The organism is Snodgrassella sp. ESL0253, assembly GCF_013344965.1.
Lineage (GTDB): Bacteria > Pseudomonadota > Gammaproteobacteria > Burkholderiales > Neisseriaceae > Snodgrassella > Snodgrassella alvi_B.
In genome coordinates this window covers 268,335-290,659 of the sequence record NZ_JAAEDQ010000001.1, presented here as the reverse complement: position 1 = coordinate 290,659, position 22,325 = coordinate 268,335, and the positions used below count along the sequence as shown (strand labels likewise).

At 42.6% G+C, this 22,325-nt stretch carries 19 protein-coding genes and 2 tRNA genes; 4 read left to right on the top strand and 17 right to left on the bottom strand.

The window, feature by feature from the left end:
- From GYX26_RS01240 to tsaB, 17 genes are all read right to left on the bottom strand, one after another.
- Nucleotides 1–819: a hypothetical protein gene (locus GYX26_RS01240; protein WP_174827720.1), complete on the bottom strand. Its 819-nt coding sequence runs from the start codon at nt 817–819 to the stop codon at nt 1–3.
- 289 nt (nt 820–1,108) lie between these two features.
- Entirely contained in the window at nt 1,109–1,927 is an 819-nt protein-coding gene (locus GYX26_RS01235; protein ID WP_174827719.1) for a hypothetical protein, read from the bottom strand.
- Nucleotides 1,928–2,222: 295 nt separating this feature from the next.
- Complete coding sequence (locus tag GYX26_RS01230) at nt 2,223–3,035, bottom strand: hypothetical protein (protein WP_174827718.1); 813 nt, start codon at nt 3,033–3,035, stop codon at nt 2,223–2,225.
- A gap of 293 nt (nt 3,036–3,328) precedes the next feature.
- Complete coding sequence (locus GYX26_RS01225) at nt 3,329–4,150, bottom strand: hypothetical protein (protein WP_174827717.1); 822 nt, start codon at nt 4,148–4,150, stop codon at nt 3,329–3,331.
- 293 nt (nt 4,151–4,443) lie between these two features.
- Nucleotides 4,444–5,265, bottom strand: a complete 822-nt coding sequence (locus tag GYX26_RS01220) for a hypothetical protein (protein ID WP_174827716.1) — start codon at nt 5,263–5,265, stop codon at nt 4,444–4,446.
- A 172-nt stretch (nt 5,266–5,437) separates the two neighbouring features.
- Complete coding sequence (locus GYX26_RS01215) at nt 5,438–6,250, bottom strand: hypothetical protein (protein ID WP_174827715.1); 813 nt, start codon at nt 6,248–6,250, stop codon at nt 5,438–5,440.
- Between the two features lie 290 nt (nt 6,251–6,540).
- A complete protein-coding gene (locus GYX26_RS01210; protein ID WP_174827714.1) occupies nt 6,541–7,359 on the bottom strand; it encodes a hypothetical protein in 819 nt (272 codons plus the stop codon).
- 294 nt (nt 7,360–7,653) lie between these two features.
- Nucleotides 7,654–8,373: a hypothetical protein gene (locus GYX26_RS01205; RefSeq protein WP_174827713.1), complete on the bottom strand. Its 720-nt coding sequence runs from the start codon at nt 8,371–8,373 to the stop codon at nt 7,654–7,656.
- Nucleotides 8,374–8,762: 389 nt separating this feature from the next.
- Nucleotides 8,763–9,047 carry a hypothetical protein gene (locus GYX26_RS01200; protein ID WP_174827712.1) on the bottom strand — a complete coding sequence of 95 codons (285 nt, stop codon included), beginning with the start codon at nt 9,045–9,047 and terminating at the stop codon, nt 8,763–8,765.
- Between the two features lie 325 nt (nt 9,048–9,372).
- Nucleotides 9,373–10,173: an ABC transporter permease gene (locus GYX26_RS01195; protein ID WP_174827711.1), complete on the bottom strand. Its 801-nt coding sequence runs from the start codon at nt 10,171–10,173 to the stop codon at nt 9,373–9,375.
- Nucleotides 10,174–10,176: 3 nt separating this feature from the next.
- On the bottom strand, nt 10,177–11,115 hold the full coding sequence (locus GYX26_RS01190) for an ABC transporter ATP-binding protein (protein WP_174827710.1): 939 nt from the start codon (nt 11,113–11,115) through the stop codon (nt 10,177–10,179).
- Between the two features lie 425 nt (nt 11,116–11,540).
- Nucleotides 11,541–11,617: transfer RNA gene (locus tag GYX26_RS01185), tRNA-Asp, on the bottom strand.
- 32 nt (nt 11,618–11,649) lie between these two features.
- Nucleotides 11,650–11,725, bottom strand: a tRNA-Val gene (locus GYX26_RS01180).
- Between the two features lie 65 nt (nt 11,726–11,790).
- A complete protein-coding gene (locus tag GYX26_RS01175; RefSeq protein ID WP_174827823.1) occupies nt 11,791–13,764 on the bottom strand; it encodes a cation:proton antiporter in 1,974 nt (657 codons plus the stop codon).
- A 101-nt stretch (nt 13,765–13,865) separates the two neighbouring features.
- On the bottom strand, nt 13,866–14,735 hold the full coding sequence (locus GYX26_RS11330; protein WP_238791196.1) for a uracil-DNA glycosylase family protein: 870 nt from the start codon (nt 14,733–14,735) through the stop codon (nt 13,866–13,868).
- Nucleotides 14,729–15,160, bottom strand: a complete 432-nt coding sequence (gene rimI, locus GYX26_RS01165) for a ribosomal protein S18-alanine N-acetyltransferase (protein ID WP_174827709.1) — start codon at nt 15,158–15,160, stop codon at nt 14,729–14,731. Before rimI ends, GYX26_RS11330 begins: the two co-directional genes overlap by 7 nt.
- Nucleotides 15,157–15,840 (bottom strand): tRNA (adenosine(37)-N6)-threonylcarbamoyltransferase complex dimerization subunit type 1 TsaB, encoded by a 684-nt coding sequence (gene tsaB / locus GYX26_RS01160; protein WP_174827708.1) that lies wholly within the window; start codon nt 15,838–15,840, stop codon nt 15,157–15,159. Before tsaB ends, rimI begins: the two co-directional genes overlap by 4 nt.
- Before the next feature lie 242 nt (nt 15,841–16,082).
- On the opposite strand from tsaB, the gene gluQRS reads away from it, so the two are divergent.
- The 4 genes from gluQRS (at nt 16,083) to GYX26_RS01140 (ending at nt 22,325) form a co-directional block, all read left to right on the top strand.
- Nucleotides 16,083–16,976 carry a tRNA glutamyl-Q(34) synthetase GluQRS gene (gene gluQRS, locus GYX26_RS01155; RefSeq protein ID WP_174827822.1) on the top strand — a complete coding sequence of 298 codons (894 nt, stop codon included), beginning with the start codon at nt 16,083–16,085 and terminating at the stop codon, nt 16,974–16,976.
- A 46-nt stretch (nt 16,977–17,022) separates the two neighbouring features.
- A complete protein-coding gene (gene cydD / locus GYX26_RS01150; RefSeq protein WP_174827707.1) occupies nt 17,023–18,723 on the top strand; it encodes a thiol reductant ABC exporter subunit CydD in 1,701 nt (566 codons plus the stop codon).
- Nucleotides 18,720–20,372, top strand: a complete 1,653-nt coding sequence (locus GYX26_RS01145; RefSeq protein WP_174827706.1) for an amino acid ABC transporter ATP-binding/permease protein — start codon at nt 18,720–18,722, stop codon at nt 20,370–20,372. The genes cydD and GYX26_RS01145 overlap by 4 nt, the downstream gene beginning before the upstream one ends.
- Nucleotides 20,373–20,780: 408 nt before the next feature.
- Nucleotides 20,781–22,325, top strand: a complete 1,545-nt coding sequence (locus tag GYX26_RS01140; protein WP_174827705.1) for a cytochrome ubiquinol oxidase subunit I — start codon at nt 20,781–20,783, stop codon at nt 22,323–22,325.

Below are 22,325 nucleotides of genomic sequence, written 5' to 3'. Positions count from 1 at the left end.
CTAGTCAATGACTTTGCTATGTTGATGAATATAATCCAGAATACGATTATTGTTTTCAATAAAGCCTTGGACAATTTCCGGATGATCCAGCAGGCTTTCATTATGTTTATAGATATCAATCAAAGCATCGGCAAAATACCACTGATTCGGTAATGGTTTATGCTTCCCATGTAAATATTTTGAGGAATACACGGTATATCCTAAGCCAAATTCCTTGTCCAGTACGGAATGAATATCAATCTGATGAGGAAAGGGACTATCTGCATTGTTTGAATCATATGGCCAGAACTCAATGCTGATATCTTGCTGATTCTTATAAGATTGGTCAGCAAATATAGCTAATTCTCCACCAATACCAAGATGATATAGTGTCTGATCATTTTTTTGTTCTTTTGCTGCATATTGATAGCTTTGTTGCTTGAACCAGTAATTGCCATATTCTAGTTCAATTTTGTTAGGATTAGGAAATAACGGTCGTATACCTATACCAGAGATTGGCTTGGAAAAATCAGGGCATTGATGTAGCGCTTCTTCATCATTGGGAAAACCGGAGAAAGTAGGTAGTTGATACATAATGCTAACCGCTTTCTCTTCAACTTTTCCATCAACAACTTTATTTTTCAAGTTAGGTCCAAAAAAACAGCGTGGTAGAGTAATCGCCAGTTTTTTATTTGAAACTATAGATGGAATCAAAACCGTAATTTCAGTGGTATCTTTCATTGCTAATTTATCCTGTAATTGCTTGTTTTTTTCTTCTTCACTGCGTCCATCAATACAGCCAGCTAAGCACAAAATCAAAATACACAACCATCGTTTCATCTTGCTACCTTTGCTAATTGAGTTTGAGCAAATTAAATTATCTAAGTGCTTTAATAGCATAAACTAACAGTGTTTAACATAAATATAGCGTTAATTATCAAATATAGCAAGTATTAAATGCTTTGATTTATATAAATAAATCGATAGGTTTTAATTGCAAATTAATGATTTGAAATTAATTATTGGCAATCGCAGTTTAATCGCTATTTTCTTAAGAAATTTGCTAAAAATGAGCAATATTATGCTAAACAGGCACGATATTATTATTAAAGCAGTATGCAACTGCTCCTTAGTCAACGACCTTACTGTGTTGGTGAATATAATCCAGAATACGATTATTATTTTCAATAAAGCCTTGGACAATTTCCGGATGCTCCAGCAGGCTTTCATTATGTTTATAAATATCGATTAAAGCATCGGCAAAATACCATTGATTTGGCGATGGTTTATGTTTGCCGTGTAGATATCTTGAGGAATACACGGTATACCCTAAGCCAAATTCCTTATCCAGTACGGAATGAATATCAGTCTGATGAGGGTAAGAGTCGCTTTCATCCTTTGCATCAAATGGCCAGAATTCAATGCTGATATCTTGCTGATTTTTATCAGATTGATTAGCGAATATAGCTAGTTTTCCCGCAATGCCAGCACGGTACAGTGCTTGATTATTTCGTTCTTCTTTTACTGAAAATCGGTAGTATTGCTGTTTTAACCAGTAATTACCATATTCCAATTTGCTTTCGCTTGTTTGGGTAAATAATGGTCGTATACCTATGCCAGAGATTGGCTTGGAAAAATCAGGGCATTGATGTAGCGCTTCTTCATCATTGGGAAAACCGGAGAAAGTAGGTAGTTGATACATAATGCTAACCGCTTTCTCTTCAACTTTTCCATCAATAACTTCATTTTTTAAGTTAGGCCCAAAAAAGCAGCGTGGTAGAGTAATCGCTAGTTTTTTGCTTGAAACTTTAGATGGAATCAAAACCGTAATTTCAGTGGTATCTTTCATTGCTAATTTATCCTGTAATTGTTTGTTTTTTTCTTCTTCACTGCGCCCATCAACACAACCAGCTAAGCACAGAATCAAAATACACAACCATCGTTTCATCTTGCTACCTTTGCAAATTAAATTTCAGCGGATTAAATAGCCCCTTCTGTGCTTTAATAGCATAAATTAACAGTGTTTAACCGTAATATAGCGTTAATTTTTAAATGCTGCAAGTATATGATATGTTGATTTATATAAATAAATTTGATATATATCAATAGAAGATAATTGTTTAAAATTGATTATTGGCTGTCACAATTGAATAGTTATTTTCTGGATAATTATGTACAGAATTAGCCATATTATTTTAATTAACTACACTGTCATTTTAAAGACAGATGATAAGCGTTGCTGGTTAATTAACGACCTTACTATGTTGATAAATATAATCCAGAATACGATTATTGTTTTCAATAAAGCCTTGGACAATTTCCGGATGATCCAGCAGGCTTTCATTATGTTTATAGATATCAATTAAAGCATCGGCAAAATACCATTGATTTGGCAATGGTTTATGCTTACCATGTAGATATCTTGAGGAATACACAGTATAAGCAACGCTGAATTCTTTATCCAGCACAGAATAAATATCAATCTGGTGAGGAAAGGGGCTGTCTGCATTATTCGAATCATATGGCCAGAAAAAAATGCTTATATCCTCCTGATTTTTATCAGATTGATCGGCAAATATGACCCGTCTGCCACCAGAAATGTATAAATTTTGATTATTTCTTTGCTCTTTCAATGCGAATTGATAACTTTGTTGCTTTAACCAGAAATTTCCATATTCCAGTTTTTTAGTTCTTATTTTCGGATACAGCGGTGCTATACTTAAGCCAGCCACTGGTCTGGAATAATCAGGGCATTGATGAAGTGCATCTTCGTCATTGGGAAAGCCGGAGAAAGTGGGTAAGGCAAATATAATGCCGACGGTTATTTCTTCAACTTTTCCATCAATAACTTTATTTTTTAAGTTTGGCTCAAAAAAACAGCGTGGCAGAGTAATTGCCAGTCTTTTGTTCGAAACGTTGGAAGGAATTAAAACCGTAATTTCAGTGGTATCTTTCATTGCTAATTTATCCTGTAATTGTTTGTTTTTTTCTTCTTCACTGCGCCCATCAATACAGCTGGTTAAGCACAGAATCAAAATACACAACCATCGTTTCATCTTGCTACCTTTGCAAATTAAATTTCAGTGGATTAAATAGCCCCTCTGTGCTTTAATAGCATAAATTAACAGTTTTTAACCGTAATATAGCGTTAATTTTTAAATGCTGCAAGTATATGTTGTGTTGATTTATATAAATAATTTTTTCGATATCAATAGAAGATAGTTGTTTATAATTGATTATTGGCTGTCACAATTGAATAGTTATTTTCTGGATAATTATGTACAGAATTAGCAATATTATTTTAATTAACTACACTGTCATTTTAAAGACAGATGATAAGCGTTGTTGGTTAATTAACTACCTTACTATGTTGATGAATATAATCCAGAATACGATTATTGTTTTCAATAAAGCCTTGGACAATTTCCGGATGATCCAGCAGGCTTTCATTATGTTTATAGATATCAATCAAAGCATCAGCAAAATACCACTGATTTGGCAATGGTTTATGCTTACCATGCAGATATCTTGAGGAATAGACGGTATAAGCAACACTGAATTCTTTATCTAGTACAGAATAAATATCAGTCTGGTGAGGGTAGGAGTCACTTGCATCTTTTGCATCAAATGGCCAGAATTCAATGCTGATATCTTGCTGATTTTTATCAGACTGATTAGCAAACACAGTTAGCTTTCCGGCAATACCAACGCGATACAGTGTCTGATTGTTTCTTTGTTCCTTTTCTGTATATTGATAGTTTTGCTGTTTGAACCAGTAATTGCCATATTCTATTTCAGTCGTTCCTCTTTTTTTGGGAAATAAAGGTGCTATACTTAAGCCAGCAACTGGTCTGGAAAAATCAGGGCACTGATGCAATGCCTCTTCATCATTGGGAAAACCGGAGAAGGTAGGTAATGGAAATATGATACTAGAGGCAATTTCTTCTACCTGACCATCAACAACTTTATTTTTCAGGTTAGTGCCAAAAAAGCAGCGTGGTAAAGTAATCGCCAGTTTTTTGCTTGAAACCTTGGAAGGAATCAAAACCGTAATTTCAGTGGTATCTTTCATTGCTAATTTATCCTGTAATTGCTTGTTTTTTTCTTCTTCACTGCGTCCATCAATACAGCCAGCTAAGCACAAAATCAAAATACACAGCCATCGTTTCATCTTGCTACCTTTGTCAATTAAATCTCAGCTGATTAAATAGCCCCTTCTGTGCTTTAATAGCATAAATTAACAGTGTTTAACCATAATATAGCGTTAATTTTCAACCGCTGCAAGTATATGATGTGTTGATTTATATAAATAAATTTGATATATATATATCAATAGAAGATAATTGTTTAAAATTGATTATTGGCTGTCGCAATTGAGTAGCGATTTTCTCAAGAAATCTGCTAAAAATTAGCAATATTATTCTAAACAAGCATAATATTATTAAAGCGGTATGTAACTGCTCCTTAGTTAACGACCTTGCTATGCTGGTGAATATAATCCAGAATGCGGTTATTGTTTTCGATAAAGCCTTGGACAATTTCCGGATGATCCAGCAGGCTTTCATTATGTTTATAAATATCAATTAAAGCATCGGCAAAATACCATTGATTTGGCAATGGTTTATTTTTGCCATGTAAGAATTTGGACGTATAAACTACATAACCAAAGCCAAATTCCTTCTCCAGAACAGAATGCACATCAATCTGGTCGGGGAAAGGACTGTCTGCATTACCTGCATCATAAGGCCAGAAATCAATTGATATATCTGCTTTATTTTCTTTGGACTGATTAGCAAATATGGCCAGTTTTCCACCAATACCACTGTTATATAAAGCCTGATTGTTTCTTTTTTCTTTCAATGAATATTGAAAGCTTAGATGTTTTAACCAATGATTTCCATATAATAGCTCAGTTGTTCCTCTTTTTTTAGGGAACAATGGCCTTACACCAATTCCAGATATTGGTCTGGACGGATCAGGGCAGTGCTTTAGTGCTTCTGCATCATTGGGAAAATCAGAAAAAGTAGGTAATGGATACAAAATAGTAACAGCTTTCTCTTCAACCTTTCCATCAACAATTTTATTTTTCAAATTGTGCCCAAAAAAGCAGCGTGGCAAAGTAATCGCCAGTTTTTTACTTGAAACCAGTGACGGAATCAGAACCGTAATTTCAGTAGTATCTGTCATTATCAGTTTATCCTGTAATTGCTGTTGCTTCTCCTCCTCGCTACGGCCATCAATGCAGCCAGTTAAGCAGAAAATCAAAATATACAGCCATCGTTTCATATAGCTACCTTTGCTAATTGAATTGCAGCAGATTAAGTATCCCTTTAAATCTTTATTGATTATTGTCTGTCGCAATTTAATAGCTATTTTCTGGATAATTCTGTTCAGAGTTGGCAATATTATTTTAATTAACTATAGTGTCATTACAAAGACAGATGATAAGCGTTGCTGGTTAATTAACTACCTTACTATGTTGGTGAAGATAATCCAGAATGCGATTATTGTTTTCAATAAAGCCTTGGACAATTTCCGGATGATCCAGCAGGCTTTCATTATGTTTATAGATATCAATTAAAGCATCGGCAAAATACCACTGATTTGGCAATGGTTTATGCTTACCATGTAGATATCTTGAGGAATACACGGTATAAGCAACGCTGAATTCTTTATCCAGCACAGAATAAATATCAATCTGGTGAGGAAAGGGGCTGTCTGCATTATTCGAATCATATGGCCAGAAAAAAATGCTTATATCCTCCTGATTTTTATCAGATTGATCGGCAAATATGACCCGTCTGCCACCAGAAATGTATAAATTTTGATTATTTCTTTGCTCTTTCAATGCGAATTGATAACTTTGTTGCTTTAACCAGAAATTTCCATATTCCAGTTTTTTAGTTCTTATTTTCGGATACAGCGGTGCTATACTTAAGCCAGCCACTGGTCTGGAATAATCAGGGCATTGATGAAGTGCTTCTTTGTCATTGGGAAAGCCGGAGAAAGTGGGTAAGGCAAATATAATGCCGACGGTTATTTCTTCAACTTTTCCATCAATAACTTTATTTTTTAAGTTTGGCTCAAAAAAACAGCGTGGCAGAGTAATTGCCAGTCTTTTGTTCGAAACCTTGGAAGGAATTAAAACCGTAATTTCAGTAGTATCTTTCATTGCTAATTTATCCTGTAATTGCTTGTTTTTTTCTTCTTCACTGCGCCCATCAATACAGCCAGCTAAGCACAAAATCAAAATACACAGCCATCGTTTCATCTTGCTACCTTTGCTAATTGAATTTGAGCAAATTAAATTGCCTAAGTGCTTTAATAGCATAAACTAACAGTATTTAACATAAATATAGCGTTAATTATCAAATCTGACAAGTATAAGATGTTTTGATTTATATAACTAAACTGATAAAAAACAACAGAAAGTCATCCTTAAAATTTTATAACCGGCTATTGTCATCTAATGGCTATTTTACAAATAAAAATGCCTGAAATTAGCAATATTATGGTAATTAGACCAATGTCATTATTAAAGCAGTTAATAAGCCTTGCTGGTTAATTAACGACTTTACTGTGTTGGTGAATATAATTAAGAATACGATTATTGTTTTCAATAAAGCCTTGGACAATTTCGGGATGATCCAGCAGGCTTTCATTATGTTTATAGATATCAATCAAGGCATCAGCAAAATACCACTGATTCGGTAATGGTTTATGCTTCCCATGTAGATATCTTGAGGAATACACGGTATACCCTAAGCCAAACTCCTTATCCAATACAGAATGAATATCAGTCTGGTGAGGGTAAGAATCGCTTTCATCCTTTGCATCAAAAGGCCAGAATTCAATGCTGATATCTTGCTGATTTTTATCAGATTGATTAGCAAAAATGGTTAACTTTCCAGCAATACCAACACGGTACAGTGTCTGATTATTTTTCTGTTCTTTCACAGCGTATTGATAGCTTTGCTGTTTGAACCAGTAATTGCCATATTCCAATTCAGTTTTTTTAAGATTAGGAAATAACGGTCGTATACCTATACCGGAGATTGGCTTGGAAAAATCAGGGCATTGATAAAGTGCTTCTTCATCATTGGGAAAACCGGAGAAAGTAGGTAGTTGGTACATAATACTAACCGCCTTTTCTTCAACTTTTCCATCAACAACTTTATTTTTCAAGTTAGGCCCAAAAAAGCAGCGCGGTAGAGTAATCGCCAGTTTTTTGCTTGAAACCTTAGATGGAATCAAAACCGTAATTTCAGTGGTATCTTTCATTGCTAATTTATCCTGTAATTGCTTGTTTTTTTCTTCTTCACTGCGCCCATCAATACAGCCAGCTAAGCACAGAATTAAAATACACAACCATCGTTTCATCTTGCTACCTTTGCAAATTAAATTTCAGCGGATTAAATAGCCTGAGTGTTTTAATAGCATAAATTAACAGTGTTTAACCGTAATATAGCGTTAATTTTTAAATGTTGCAAGTATATTATGTGTTGATTTATATAAATAAATTTGATATATATATCAATAGAAGATAATTGTTTAAAATTGATTATTGGCTGTCACAATTGAATAGTTATTTTCTGGATAATTATGTACAGAATTAGCAATATTATTTTAATTAACTACACTGTCATTTTAAAGACAGATGATAAGCGTTGCTGGCTAATTAACTACCTTACTATGTTGGTGAATATAATCCAGAATGCGATTATTGTTTGCGATAAAGCCTTGGAGAATTTCCGGATGATCCAGCAGGCTTTCATTATGTTTATAGATATCAATCAAGGCATCAGCAAAATACCATTGATTCGGCAATGGTTTATGCTTCCCATGTAGATATCTTGAGGAATACACTGTATAAGCTAAGGCAAATTCCTTATCCAGTACGGAATGAATATCAGTTTGATGAGGATAAGAATCGCTTTCATCCTTTGCATCAAAAGGCCAGAATTCAATGCTGATATCTTGCTGATTTTTATCAGATTGATTAGCGAATATAGCCAGTTTTCCCGCAATATCAGCACGGTACAGTTCCTGATTATTTCGTTTTTCTTTTACTGAAAATCGGTAATATTGTTGTTTTAACCAGTAATTGCCATATTCCAATTCGCTTTTGCTTGTTTGAGTAAATAATGGTCGTATACCTATACCGGAAATTGGCTTGGAGAAATCAGGACATCGATGAAGCGCCTCTTCATCATTGGGAAAGCCGGAGAAAGTAGGTAGTTGATACATAATGCTAACCGCTTTCTCTTCAACTTTTCCATCAACAAGTTTATTTTTCAAGTTAGGCCCAAAAAAGCAGCGTGGTAAAGTAATCGCCAGTCTTTTGTTTGAAACGTTGGAAGGAATCAAAACCGTAATTTCAGTGGTATCTTTCATTGCTAATTTATCCTGTAATTGCTTGTTTTTTTCCTGCTCACTACGGCCATCAATGCAGCCGGTTAAGCACAAAATCAAAATACACAGCCATCGTTTCATCTTGCTACCTTTGCTAATTGAGTTTGAGCAAATTAAATTGCCTAAGTGCTTTAATAGCATAAATTAACAGTGTTTAACTGTAATATAACGTTAATTTTCATCCGCTGCAAGTATATGATGTGTTGATTTATATAAATAATTTTATAAATATCAATAGAAAGTAATTACCTAAAATTGATTATTGGCTATCGCAATTGAATAGTATTTTCTAAGTAAATCTTCCCAAAAATGGTAATATTATTGCAATTAAATAAAATATCATTATTGAAGTAGTCTATAAGTGTTTTTTGTTAATCGACTACCTTACTGTGTTGGTAAATATAATCCAGAATACGGTTATTGTTTTTGACAAAGCCTTGAACAATTTTTGGCTGACCAATCAGGCTTTGATTGTGTTTATGGTTAATGGTAAGCATGTGCTGGAATTGGTGGGAAAGGGTAGGTGCGCATAAGAGTAGTGGGATGGTGAATGATGCTGATGGCTGGGCAATGGAGACTATGCATAATGCCAGATATCCGTTGAAATTATTCCAGAGAGTAATCACGGTGAGTCTGGAAACGCTGAAAATAGTCAATAATTTGCTTAAGCTGGATATTTAGTTTTGGGTATTTATGGATAAGAGGTCTTAATTAGCAGGCCTCTTTTTTTGATTAGGCAGTTTGATAAATTGTAGTTAAACAGTTTACATTGAAACCGGAAATATCTTAATCAGTATGACCATTACCGGTTTTTAGTGTTAAATATGCTTGATTGGTGGTGTTTTATATTTGCTGGTTTAACTAAAAGTATTCCAGACTGGAAATGATAAGGCCAGATTGGAAAAAGGTGATTTGGGTGTTAATTATTCCCAAATGATTTCTTGCAATCCGGCCTGTTGTGTGGGGTGAGTAAAGTCACTGTTAATTAGCCAATGAAATATCACGCCGTCTGAATATCAGCACAGCGGTCAGGACGAAAATGCACGCATAAGTAATGTTGGCTAGTAAGGCGATATAGAATTCATTCTGTACAGGATTTTTGGCAGCATCTGTCATTAAATCAATTAAATAGCCATTTACATTTAAAGGACATAATTTATATAACCATCCGTCTGTTGGCAAATGAAAATAGAGAAAATTAATTGTCGCCCATAGTTTAGAGGCACAGAAATAATACACGATACTGCAACCGGTAACAAAGGCAGGACTGCTGGTCATGGAAGAAAGCATTAGGGCAAATGCAGTAAAAAATACGGTCACTGCCAATATGTATAAAATATATATTCCGGTATATTTTATCGTTGCTCCAAGTTCTGGCATATGGTGAATTGTTAGCAACTGCAATAATAAGGAAATGATTACCGCTATAATCATGAATATTGGCATTAGTAAGGTAATTGCTCCGATTTTTGCGAGTAATATTTTGTAGCGTTGATAGGGACGTGTAAGGATGAATTTAATTGTCCCCCTGGATATTTCCGAGCTCAGGATATTAGAGGCATAAATAATGGTGATAAAATTAACAAAATTGTAACAAATGGTTATACCAAACAAAAATACCTTACTATAGTCTTCCGCTGAGGGTGAGGGCTTTATTGCCGCTACCACAAAATGCATTGTGCTAAAATAAATAATTAATATAATCAGTAATATCAGTGGTATGATAATTACGCTGCGGACGTTGAATAAGTATTTACGCCATTCATTAATCAGTAATTTCATTGGTTAACCTCTTTTTTGATTATCGCTGTTAATGGTATTGAGGAATGAGTCTTCCAGAGAGTAATGTGTTAGTTTTAAGCCGATTAAGGGTATATTGTTTTCAACCAGCAGTTTGGCAATTTCCGCACGTGGGTCGTGATCATTCTGGTTAATTGTGATTTCAAGGCTATTGAGCTGGTTGGTAACCTGATATCCTTTTTCTTGTAGTATTTTTTCTGCCACTAATACATTTCCGCCCACTTCTACGTGAACAATATTATTGGATTTACCGAGGAAATCAGTCATTGTGCCTGCGTATATTTGTCTGCCATGGTTAACAATAAAGATATCGTTAACAATTTCCTGTAGCTCGGCGAGAAGATGGCTGGAAATAATGATGCTGTTTCCGTTGCGGACAAAATTTTTCATCAAGTTGCGAAAGTCTTTCATTCCCTCAGGGTCGAGGCCATTCATGGGCTCATCCAGAATTAATACTTTGGGCTGATGGATGGTAGCGTTTGCTACGCCCAATCTTTGCCGCATGCCCAAGGAATAACCTTTAACTTTTTGCTGCTCAGCCCCTTTGAGGCCGGTAGTGGCTAAGGTTTGCCTTATTTCGTTTTTGCTGATTGACTGGCGGCTCATATCAGCAAATACCTGTAGATTATTAAAACCAGACATATAATTATAAAATTCAGGGTTTTCAATTATGGTACCCAGATTGAGTGCAGCTTGCTCGTAGTCTTGCTGAATATCATGGCCACAGATTTTAATCTCTCCTGAAGTGGGAAACATTAAACCTGTGAGCATTTTCAGCATGGTGGTTTTGCCGGCACCATTGGGGCCGATGAAACCCATAATTCGGCCGGGTGCAATTTTGAATGAAATGTTATCCAAAATTTGCCGGCCTTTGATCTTTTTGGAAACATTTTTTACTTCAATCAGATAATCGGTATTTCCCACGATAAACCTTTCTCATTTTGTGGTTTGATGTAAATCGTTCAGTTGTTGTGTGATTGAATGCATGCCTACCTCTGAATAGAAAAAAAGGAAGTATGTTTTTTCTATTAATAATACGATGAATAATAGTACATTAAACAAAATTTAACAATTATGCAGAGTAATTGTTTATGCAGCATAATCTTGTGTATGGGGTGATGATGGTATTGGTTGGTTCAGGTTGAGCATTTTGAATAGATAATTCTATTATGATAGGTATGTGTATTGTCTGTGTAACTGTGCTGTAGCTGAACAGGGAAGATAAATATTTAAGGCGGGTTTTTGTTATTGGCAGATTTGAGTGCTTTAGCTGCAATAGCTGATTTGAAATGCTTGGTTTGGGCTGATAATAAAAAAGCACAGCAGAAGCTGTGCTTTTTTATATTTTTTGGCGCGGCGGACGGGGCTCGAACCCGCGACCCCCGGCGTGACAGGCCGGTACTCTAACCAACTGAGCTACCACCGCTCATGTTTTATGCTATGCATAAAACAGAAAACTGGTGGGTGATGACGGAGTCGAACCGCCGACATTCTGCTTGTAAGGCAGACGCTCTACCAACTGAGCTAATCACCCGTGTTTGGGAAAGTCAGTATTAAACCAGATATGCTGCCTGATGGCAAGTGCTGATTGTGAAAAAATTAGCTTGTTCCCTGTAGTGACCAGTTTTCAAAGAGAATTACTTTGTCTCTGAGGCCGAGTACCACCAGTGTGTCTGAGGCTTTGAAGCGGAAGTCTGGATCAAATTCGCGTAGCTGGTGAGCATTGCGGCGTACGGAGAGCAGTTTTATATTTAGTTTGTCTAGTGGCAAGTCGTTGATGCTTTTGCCTACCAGAAAGGCATCCGGTGGCAGGGTGAAAGCCTGACGGAAGTAATGAACGCTTTCATCGGAAATTTCGTCATCACTGCCGGCAAACAGGCCTTCGAGTGCCTGATAGCGGTCTTGACGGATACGCTGCATGATTTGATAGACTTCATCAAATGGTTTGCCTGAGCTTAATAGTGCCTGGCTGGCTAGTGTAAGGCTGGATTCTTTTTCATCGGAAACGATGTCGTCGGCGCCTATATTGGTGAGGACGGGGATGTTGTCGTCGCTGGTGACGCGCACGATTACTGGCATGGTGGGGGCAATCAGCATGATGTTGCTGAGGATATGTTTAGCCTCGGTCATGTTGTTGATGGTGATGAGTACGGTATTGGCACGTTTTAATCCGGCTGCCTGTAATACTTCCTGCCTTTTGGCGTCTCCGAAGGTAACTGGTTCACCGGCTGCCTTGGCGGTAGCCACGCGTTCGGCATCCAGATCGATGGCGTAGTAGGGGGTGTCTTCCTGTTGCAGGACGCGGGCGATACTCTGGCCACAGCGACCAAAGCCGATAATGAGGATATGATCGGATTTGTTCATGGTGTCAACCAGTATGCTCTGCAAGTCGACTGCCTGTTCATCCCAGCTGCGTTTAACCAGCAGTTTGGCAATTTTGTCGGCACTTTTCATGATAAAGGGCGCCAGTATCATGGAAAGCAGGATGGCTGCGATGGCTGCCTGTTGCAATTCGAGTGAGATGAGTTTGAGTGCACCGCTGATGGCCAGTATGACGAAGCCGAATTCACCGCCTTGTGCTAAATATAGTGCAGTTTTGATGCTGTCGCCGGTATTTTCTTTCATGTAGCGGCTAATGCCATACAATACCAGTGCTTTGAGGATGATAAGTAGTGCACATAGTGCCAGTATCAATAACCAGCTTGACTGCAATACCTGTATGTTGAGTTTCATGCCGATGGTAATGAAGAAAAAGCCGAGCAGGATATCGCGGAAAGGGCGGATGTCGTCTTCTACCTGATAGCGGTATTCTGTTTCTGAAATCAGCATGCCAGCCACGAATGCGCCCAGTGCCAGCGACAGGCCGGCCAGCTGGGTGAGGTAGGCAACGCCCAGTGTAACCAGCAATACGTTTATCATGAACAGTTCGCTGGATTTGGTGCGTGCAATCAGGCGAAACCATATCGGCATGATTTTGCTGCCGACTACCAGCAACAGGCCAAGTGCCACTGCCATGGTGAGCAGGGCTTTGCCCATTTGCAGTATCAGGCCGTCACTGCTATGTGCCAGTGCGGGAAACAGGATCATCAGCGGTACGACGGCAATGTCCTGCATCAGCAATACGCCCATAATCATGTGGCCGTAGTGTTGGCCCAGTTCGTTTTTCTCTACCATGATGCGGCTGACGATGGCGGTAGACGACATGGTCATGGCGGCGGCGAGGGTAAATGCCCAGGTGAGCTGGATGCCCATGACGGCAAGTATGATAAAGAGAGCAGTCAGGGTAAGTGCCACCTGTAATCCGCCCAGCCCGAGCACCAGCCGGCGCATGGCTTTAAGTTTGCCAATGGAAAACTCCAGCCCGATGCTGAACATGAGGAAGGTAATGCCGATTTCGCCGATAAATTCGGTGGCATGATTCTGGTTGATTAAATGCAGCCAGCCCGGGCCGGCAATAAAGCCAACCACAAGGTAGCCTAGCATGGCGGGAATGTGCAGACGGCGACAGATGATGGCGGCCAAAACAGCCACCAATAGGATCATCACGACAGGACCAAGAGAAATATGCATAATATGTTGATTTTATTTATTTAAAATTTTATTATCATATTTTAACATAGATATTTTGGCTTGTGCGGACTTATCCTTATTTAAGACTGTTTTTTTGAGGCAGATTACTGTAAATAGTTACGCAATTGTTTCAATGCCGCCCATGCTGTGGCCTTTAAGTGGCTTTGACGCAATAATCGTGCCGGATGAGGTGATATGACATATGGGGTGTTGTGCAGGTTCTGTGCCAGTGTATTCTGGTCGAGCTGGCTGAATATTTGACCAAGTAGCAGGACAGCCTGTGGCCTGATGTGCTCGATTTGTGCACTCAGGTAGGGCAGACAGGCATGCAGGTGTTCGGCGGTGATGCGCAGGCTGATGTTGGGCGCACACTTTACCTGACTGGTATAGAAAACTTCTTCGGTACTGATATTGATGGCTGCCAGCATGTTGTTGAGCAGTTTGCCGACTTCACCGCTGAAAAGTTGCTGGCTGCTGTCGTCTGGTGGTGCCGGATTGGAGCTGACTACCAGCAGGCGTGCGTTGACTGCACCGTAGCCGGGCAGAGGGGTGCAGCGTTCCTGATGCAGGTTGCAGCGGGTGCAGGCTATCAGTGCGGTAGGTATGGCCTCAAAGCTGATATTTAATTCGCCCGCTATGGATTGGTGGCTGCTGCTGTCGAGGCTGTTGTTTATTGTTGTTTGTGCCGCTGGTAAGGCAGCAGCCGGAGGCTGACTGATGATTTGCTGCAAGGCAGCGCGATGACGGTTGGCTGGCTGCGGGAACGATTTGTGCGCTGGCGCAGTTTTGGCGGCGGCTATGGGCTGCTGCTTGCCAATGCTGGAGGGGGCAGGCTGGCGAGTGGGTGCAGTGCTGTTGTCTACTGCGGTATTTTTTTCGGCTGAATCTGGAACGATTAGATGTGCAGCCTGTGATAACCACATAGGGCCCAAGCCCATTGCTTCGTGTAAGTAGAGGTAGCGGCTGTCTAGCATAGTTTTTCCATTAGCACGGCATCGTCGCCATTTTGATAATAGTTTCTGCGCAGGCCGCAGCGTTTGAAACCATTGTGTTCATACAACTGTAATGCGCCGCAATTACTGGCACGGACTTCGAGCAGTATACGGCTGATGTGTTGCAGCTGTGCCCACTGAAATAAATGTTCAAGTAATTGTTGTGCATACCCTTGTCGTCTGTGTGCCGGATGGGTATTGAGCAGATGGATTTCTGCCTCGTCCGGCAGTTTTTGCCAGACCAGCATGGCGACTACTCCGTGTTCGGGCAAGTCGATTACCCACACAGGCTGTGGTGCATTGATGCTGCCGGTGAGTTGCGCTGCTGACCATGGCGAGGGATTGCACTGTTGTTCCATAGCTTGCAAAGCGGGGATGTCGGCAAGGGTAGCGGCACGGATATTCATGCTGTCTGACCCGCAGCACGTCTGGCTGCCTGCTCGGCAGCGGTTAGCGCAATTTTGTTGCGTACGTAGTGCAAACTGGCATGGGCGGCATCGGTAGGGGTATAACGGCCGGATAAGGCCAGTTGGGCATATTCCTGTGCGCCGGGCATAAGATTCTGTCCTGAAACTGGTAAGGTGATATCCAGAGCGTAGGCGTTGCCAACGCCGATAGCGCTATGCTGGCTGGCCGGAAGCTCGATGCTATTGGCAGAACCAACCAGATAATCGCTCAAACGTTTGTGATTCTGGGTGTCATACCAGGCAAAGAACAGCTCGTTCATGCGCGCATCGGTTGCGGCCAGTACACATGGTTGGTTGGGTGCCAGCGCAGCGACGGCATCTAGACAGGGAATGCCAATCAGGGGCAGGTTGTTCGGCAGTGCCAGACCGGTAGCCACACCCAGCCCGATACGTAATCCGGTAAAGGCGCCCGGCCCTTGTGCGTATACTATGGCATCTAGCTGCGCCAGTGTCAGGCTGGCTGTATCTAGTAATTGCTGGATACGCGGTAATATCAGTTCGGACTGTTTTGCGCCCACTGCTTCGTAAATGCTGTGGGTATGTCCATTCTGATAGATTCCCAGTGACAGGTAGTTGGTGCTTGTGTCGATAACAAGCAGGCGCGATTTGGTACTAATCATGGTGTGCCAATGTGTTCAGATAGGTTTAATTATACCTTTTTATGGTTCCTCTTTTTTAGTCTGGTGCCGGTTTAATGGCAAAGGTGAAAATGATAGAAGCTGATTTGGGGTAAATTTTTGATAAATAATTTTTATTGTTAAGGTGGTCGCTGATGGTACATGTCAGTTTGTACTTTTGCGGGGGTAGTGTTAAGTTATTTGCTGTGCTGGCTGTATAAGGATGGATGTTGTCTGTGGCTGAGTTGTATGTAGGGCGTTTTGCTCCCAGTCCTACGGGTTTATTGCATATTGGTTCGCTGTTAACAGCGGTAGCTTCGTATCTGGATGCGCGCAGCCGGCATGGCCGCTGGCTGGTGCGTATGGAAGATTTGGATCCGCCACGGGAAATGCCCGGCGCGGCTACTGCCATTCTGGCCACGCTGGAAGCTTTTGCCCTGCACTGGGATGGTGAGGTGGTATATCAGAGCAAACGTCATCATTTGTATGCGGCGGCTCTGGCACAGTTGCGTGCACATGAGCTGGTCTATCCGTGTTATTGCAGCCGTAAAACAGTGCAGGCAGAAGCGCAGGGTATGGGCGTGGATGGTGTTATTTACAGTGGGCGTTGTGCCTCACTGGGTGCAGATACATGTTTGTGTACTAATAAGACACCGGCTTGGCGCTTGCGGGTTGGGGCAGAGTTAATCAGTTTTCAGGACGCGGTACAGGGCTGGCAGCAGCAGTGTCTGGCTGGTGATGTGGGTGATTTTGTGTTGTTGCGGGCTGATGGTTTCTGGGCCTATCAGTTGGCTGTGGTGGTGGATGATGCTGCGCAGGGCATTAATCATGTGGTACGCGGGCAGGATTTGCTGGTGTCTACACCGCGCCAGATTTATTTACAGCAGTTACTGGGTTTGCCTCAGCCCAACTATGCCCATTTGCCATTGTTAACTAATGCGCTGGGGCAGAAATGGTCGAAGCAGACGCAGGCGCCAGCGTTGGACCTGCGCAGGCGCGAGGCTTTATTGCGGCAGGTTCTGGTTTATCTGGGGCTGCCGCAGGCTCCGCAAGTGGATAGTCTGGCTGATTTGCTTGGCTGGGCAGTGCAGCACTGGCAGCTTGGGCGGGTTTTGCCGCAGGCGATTGTGACAGTATAGTTTTGGGCAAAATGTTTTGACGGTTTTGTGCAAAGGGGAAAGCAGATTGGCTAGACAGAATTTATACGCATCCACGCCACAGTTTTATTTGCGTTTATGGCGAAAGCAGCAACGTCGTTCGTTCCGGCTGGCATGGGTGCTGATGATTACTGTGGCGATACTGATTATTGTGCAAAGTGCACTTCTGGCCAATCTGTTTGCTTTGTGGCTCAATGGTGAGCAGGTGGCTGCGGCATTACGGCAGTTTTTACCCTATCTGCTTGTTTGCTGGCTGTTGCGGCCGTTGTTGAGTTATGTCCGGGAGCGGCTGCTGTTGCGTGCCAGTGTAGCAATACAGTTGCAGTTGCGCAGCCAGTTATTAAAAGCACTGGCTTTTCTGGGGCCGGAACGCAGCCAGTATGGTAGTGATGGTGCGCTGTCAACGCTGGTGCTGGAACAGGTGGATGCTCTGGATGGCTATTTCAGCCGTTATGTGCTGCAACAGCGGCTGGCGGCATTGATGCCGTTACTGATTGCAGCGGTAACATGTTTTTATAGTCCGTTTGCTGCTGCTCTGTTGCTGCTGACTGCGCCGCTGGTGCCGGTTTTCATGATTTTGCTGGGGCAGGCTGCGGCACGTAAAAACCGGGCGCAGTTGTCTGCTCTAGCGGCTTTAAGCGGGCGTTTTCTGGATTTGTTACGCGGTTTGCCGACATTACGCCGTTTAGGGGCGCAGCGACAGGCTCAGCAGGCCATTGATTCGGCTGCTGAGTCTTATCGGGTGCGCACTATGGCGGTGTTACGTCTGGCTTTTCTGTCTACTGCGGTGCTGGAATTGTTTGCAGCGCTGGCGATTGCGCTGGTGGCGGTTTATCTGGGGCTGGGGCTGCTGGGGGTGTTGCCGTGGGCTAATGGCCAGATACCGGTACCTTATCAGGGCGCACTGTTTATTCTATTGCTTGCACCTGAATTTTATGCCCCGCTGCGCCAGCTTGGGGCAGATTATCATGATAAGGCCAAAGCTGAGGCGGCAGCAGAAGCATTAATTCCGTTGTATGAGGTAGCAAATAATGTGGCTGCTGTTTCTGCTGAGGTGGATTTTGTGTTACAGGCTCCACCGTGCTTGCGGGCAGAATGTCTGGTGGTGTACGGGCGGGATAAGCGTATTCGTGTGCCACAATTCAGTTTCAGTGTGCAAGCCGGTGAACGTGTTTTGCTTAGCGGAGCAAGTGGCAGTGGTAAGTCCAGTCTGTTGCAGGCTTTGCTGGGGTTTGCGCCTTACTTGGGTATTTTGTGGATTAATCAGCATAATTATACTGATCTGAATCTGCCGCTGTTGCGGCAGTCAGTAGCTTATCTGGCGCAGACGCCGCCGATTCTGCCGTTATCGATTGCGGAAAATCTGCGTCTGGCCTGTGCTGATGCTACTGATGAGCAGTTGCAGCAGGTATTGCAGCAGGTAGGGCTGTGGGAGCTGGTACAGCGTTTACCCAAACAAATGGCTACATTACTGGGGGAGCGCGGCCGGGGCTTGTCTGGCGGGCAATTACAGCGGTTGGCACTGGCACAAATGCTGTTGCGCAATGCGCCACTGTGGCTGCTGGACGAACCAACAGCCCATCTGGATGCGCAGACTGCGGCAGATATTATGCAGTTGCTGGCGCGCTTGAGTATCGGCAAAACGGTGCTGCTGGTGAGTCATGATGTCAGTTATGCTGGGTGGGTAGACCGGAAGATTATATTGTCTGGCCAGCAGGAGCAATTATGATGAAGCGTTACCATTTGTTGTGGGCGGGTCAGCAGTTAAAACTATCGAATCTTTTATTGAGCCGCAAGGGCACCTGGATACTGGCGTGGCTGTTGGGGCAGGCAACGGCTATTGCCAGTATTGCTTTGCTGGCTTTATCCGGCTGGTTTATTACTGCTGCCGGACTGGCCGGGCTGCTGAGTCTGGCTACAGCCTATACATTTAATTATTTTACGCCGGCAGGGATTATCCGTTTGCTGGCCATTGTGCGTACTGCCGGCCGCTATGGGGAGCGTCTGGGGTCGCATGATGCGGTACTGGGTTTGCTGGCTGATTTGCGCAGTGGCCTGTTTGCCCGTCTGGCAGCAGGTAAGCAGCAATCGGCATCTGTTCGCCAGATGCATCGTTTACTCAGTGATATTGAGCTTCTTAATAACTGGCCGCTGAATGTGGTACTGCCATGGCTATGGGCACTAATTATGCTGCTGTGCATTCTTGGCCTGACCGCGATTGTGGCTAATGGGTTGTTGGCATTGTATCTGGGCGTTCCTTTATTAGTGGCCACAGTCGTTATTCCCGCTGTGGCAGCTTGGTGCGGACAAAACTGGGGCAGGCAGCAGGCTGCACAGGCTGAGCAGCGACGTGCAGCTTTGCTGCAACCACTGGAAGTGTTAACCGCACTTTTGCAGTGGCAGCAATGGCCGCGTTTTGCTACTGCTTTTTTTGCTGAAGATGGGATTTATGTCAGTGGTCAGTTACGCCAGCAGCGGCTGGCAGGTAAGGTAGTGCTGTTACAGCAAGTATGTCTGGCTGTAGCGGCGGCAATTCTGTTGTGGCAGGGAAGCTTGCAGCTGGGTAATGGCAGCTTATCAGTAGCGATGTTATTGGCTTTGTTGCTGGCTGTGTTTGGGTTTGCGGAACTGGTGCTGCTATTGGGTATGAATATGATGACATATGGCTTGTGTCGGGCAGCCTGTGCGCGTCTGAATGCTCTTGTGCCAGCACAGGGATTACAGGAATTTGCCAAACCAGCCTTGCCGGTAGCATTACATTTGCAGGCGCGGGGAATATGCGCGCGCTGGCCGGGTGCGTTGAATGGTGCCGAAAATATCAGTTTTGAGGTGATTAATGGCGATATTCTGCTGTTACAGGGAGCATCGGGTGCGGGGAAATCAACGCTATTGGCGGTTTTGGCAGATGAGCTGCAACCTGAAAGTGGTGAGCTTTACTGTAATCAGCAGCCATTTGCGGCTTGGCAATGGCAGGGACAGGTAGCCTATCTGGCGCAGCAGCTTGATATATTTGATTTGACTCTGGCTGAAAATCTGCGTTTGGGTAAGGCTGAGGCCACTGAGGCTGAGTTATGGGCGGTATTAGCCAGTGTCGGGCTGGCAGCATGGGCTGAAAATCAGCCTGAAAAGCTGGATACGCCCTTAGGTGAATATGGTGCGGCGGTGTCTGGCGGGCAAGCGCGGCGGATTGCACTGGCGCGTCTGCTGCTGCGACCTTATGCGCTGATGATTCTGGATGAACCTTTTGCCGGTATCGATGAAGAGGCTCAAACGGCGCTGGCGGCGATGCTGAAACGACATCAGCAGCATGGGATTCTGATTGTGGCCAGCCATCAGGTGAATCCATGGCCGGATGCGCAGGTACTGCATGTGGGTTGAAGTTAACCCGGATAGACTGTTTAGCTGATGTAATCTTCCTGACAGCCACATTGTGGCTGTTTCTTTTTTGGAAATGAAAATGTAGGTTGATTTAAATCAAGTTAATTCTGTATGGATAAATATTAAGGAACTTGTTGTTTTATAATTTATACTTATATGAATGTGGTATTTGTATTGTTAATGTAAAAAATAAGTTATTTATAGGCAATAGATGTTGTGTTTATTTTGATTTTTGCTTTTTTGCTGTAAGCTTGAATATAGATTTGTATCATGAAATTTTGATTCCAAGTTTAATCTTCCCGATTTAGATAGAACATTTTGTTATATTAAACTAGGATGGTTTGGTAACTGCCACTGCAAGTGTAATAACTGAATAAAAGTTTTTAATATAAAACAGGGAACAAAGCTATGGATTTGGTAGAACTGTCGAGGCTGCAGTTTGCGCTGGTTGCGCTTTATCATTTTTTGTTTGTGCCGCTGACGCTGGGAATGACCTGGATTCTGGTAATTATGGAATCGGTTTATGTGTTAACCGGCAAGCAGATTTACAAGGATATGACGCGCTTCTGGGGTAAGTTATTCGGTATCAATTTTGCTCTGGGGGTAACCACTGGGATTACGATGGAATTCCAGTTTGGCACTAACTGGTCATATTACTCACATTATGTAGGCGATATATTTGGTGCACCGCTGGCGATTGAAGGGCTGATGGCTTTTTTTCTTGAGTCCACTTTTGTAGGTTTGTTCTTTTTTGGCTGGGAGAGGTTAAGTCGTCCCGGCCATCTTATGGTTACCGTGCTGATGGCTTTGGGTACCAATCTGTCTGCATTGTGGATTCTGGTGGCCAATGGCTGGATGCAAGACCCTGTAGGCGCACATTTTAACTTTGAATCCATGCGCATGGAAATGACCAGTTTTGCGGATATTTTCCTCAATGAGGTGGCGCAGAACAAGTTTGTGCATACAGTTTCCGCAGGTTATGTAACTGGTGCGATTTTTGTGATGGCTATTTCTGCCTGGTATCTGTTAAAAGGTCAGGATGTGGAATTTGCCAAGAAAAGTTTCCGTATTGCCGTTGCTTTTGGTATGTCTTCAATTCTGTCGGTAATTGTGCTTGGTGATGAGTCTGGCTATACGGTTGGTAGATCGCAGCAAACCAAAATGGCTACGCTGGAAGCGATGTGGGAAACAGAACCGGCTCCGGCTTCGTTTAATCTGATTGCCATACCAAATGAGCAGGCAATGAAAAACGATTTTGCGGTAAAGATTCCGTGGGCAATGGGGCTGATTGGTACCCGGTCGCTGGATACGCAGATTCCGGGGATTAAAGAAATTATTGCCGAAAATATTGAGCGTATCCGCAATGGTCGTGAAGCGGTGATTGCGTTGGAAACGTTGCGGAAAAACCGTACAGATGAGCAGGCACAGGCCAGTTTGAAGAAATACGGCGATGATCTGGGCTTTGGTCTGCTGCTGAAATCTTATGTGCCGGATGTTCGTCAGGCTACTGAATCCGATATTGCGCATGCTGCGCGGGAAACTATTCCGCGTGTGACGCCGATGTTCTGGAGTTTCCGCATCATGGTCTTGTGTGGTTTTCTGATGCTGTTGCTGATAGCTGTGGCCTTTTATGCTTCGGTTAAAAATAATTTTGCTGAAAAACGCTGGCTGCTCAGGTGGGCTTTCTGGAGTTTGCCATTGCCATGGCTGGCCTGTGAAGCTGGGTGGTTTGTGGCCGAATATGGCCGCCAGCCATGGACGGTATATGGGGTACTGCCAACCAATCTGTCTGTTTCTTCGTTAACCGCAGCCAGTATCTGGGGATCTATTTTCGGGTTTGTGACGCTGTACACGATATTGCTGATTGTGGAAGTGTATCTGATGGTACGGTTTTCGCGTCAGGGGCCAGGCTCGCTGGGCACGGGACGTTACGCCAATGAAGCAGAGCATTAG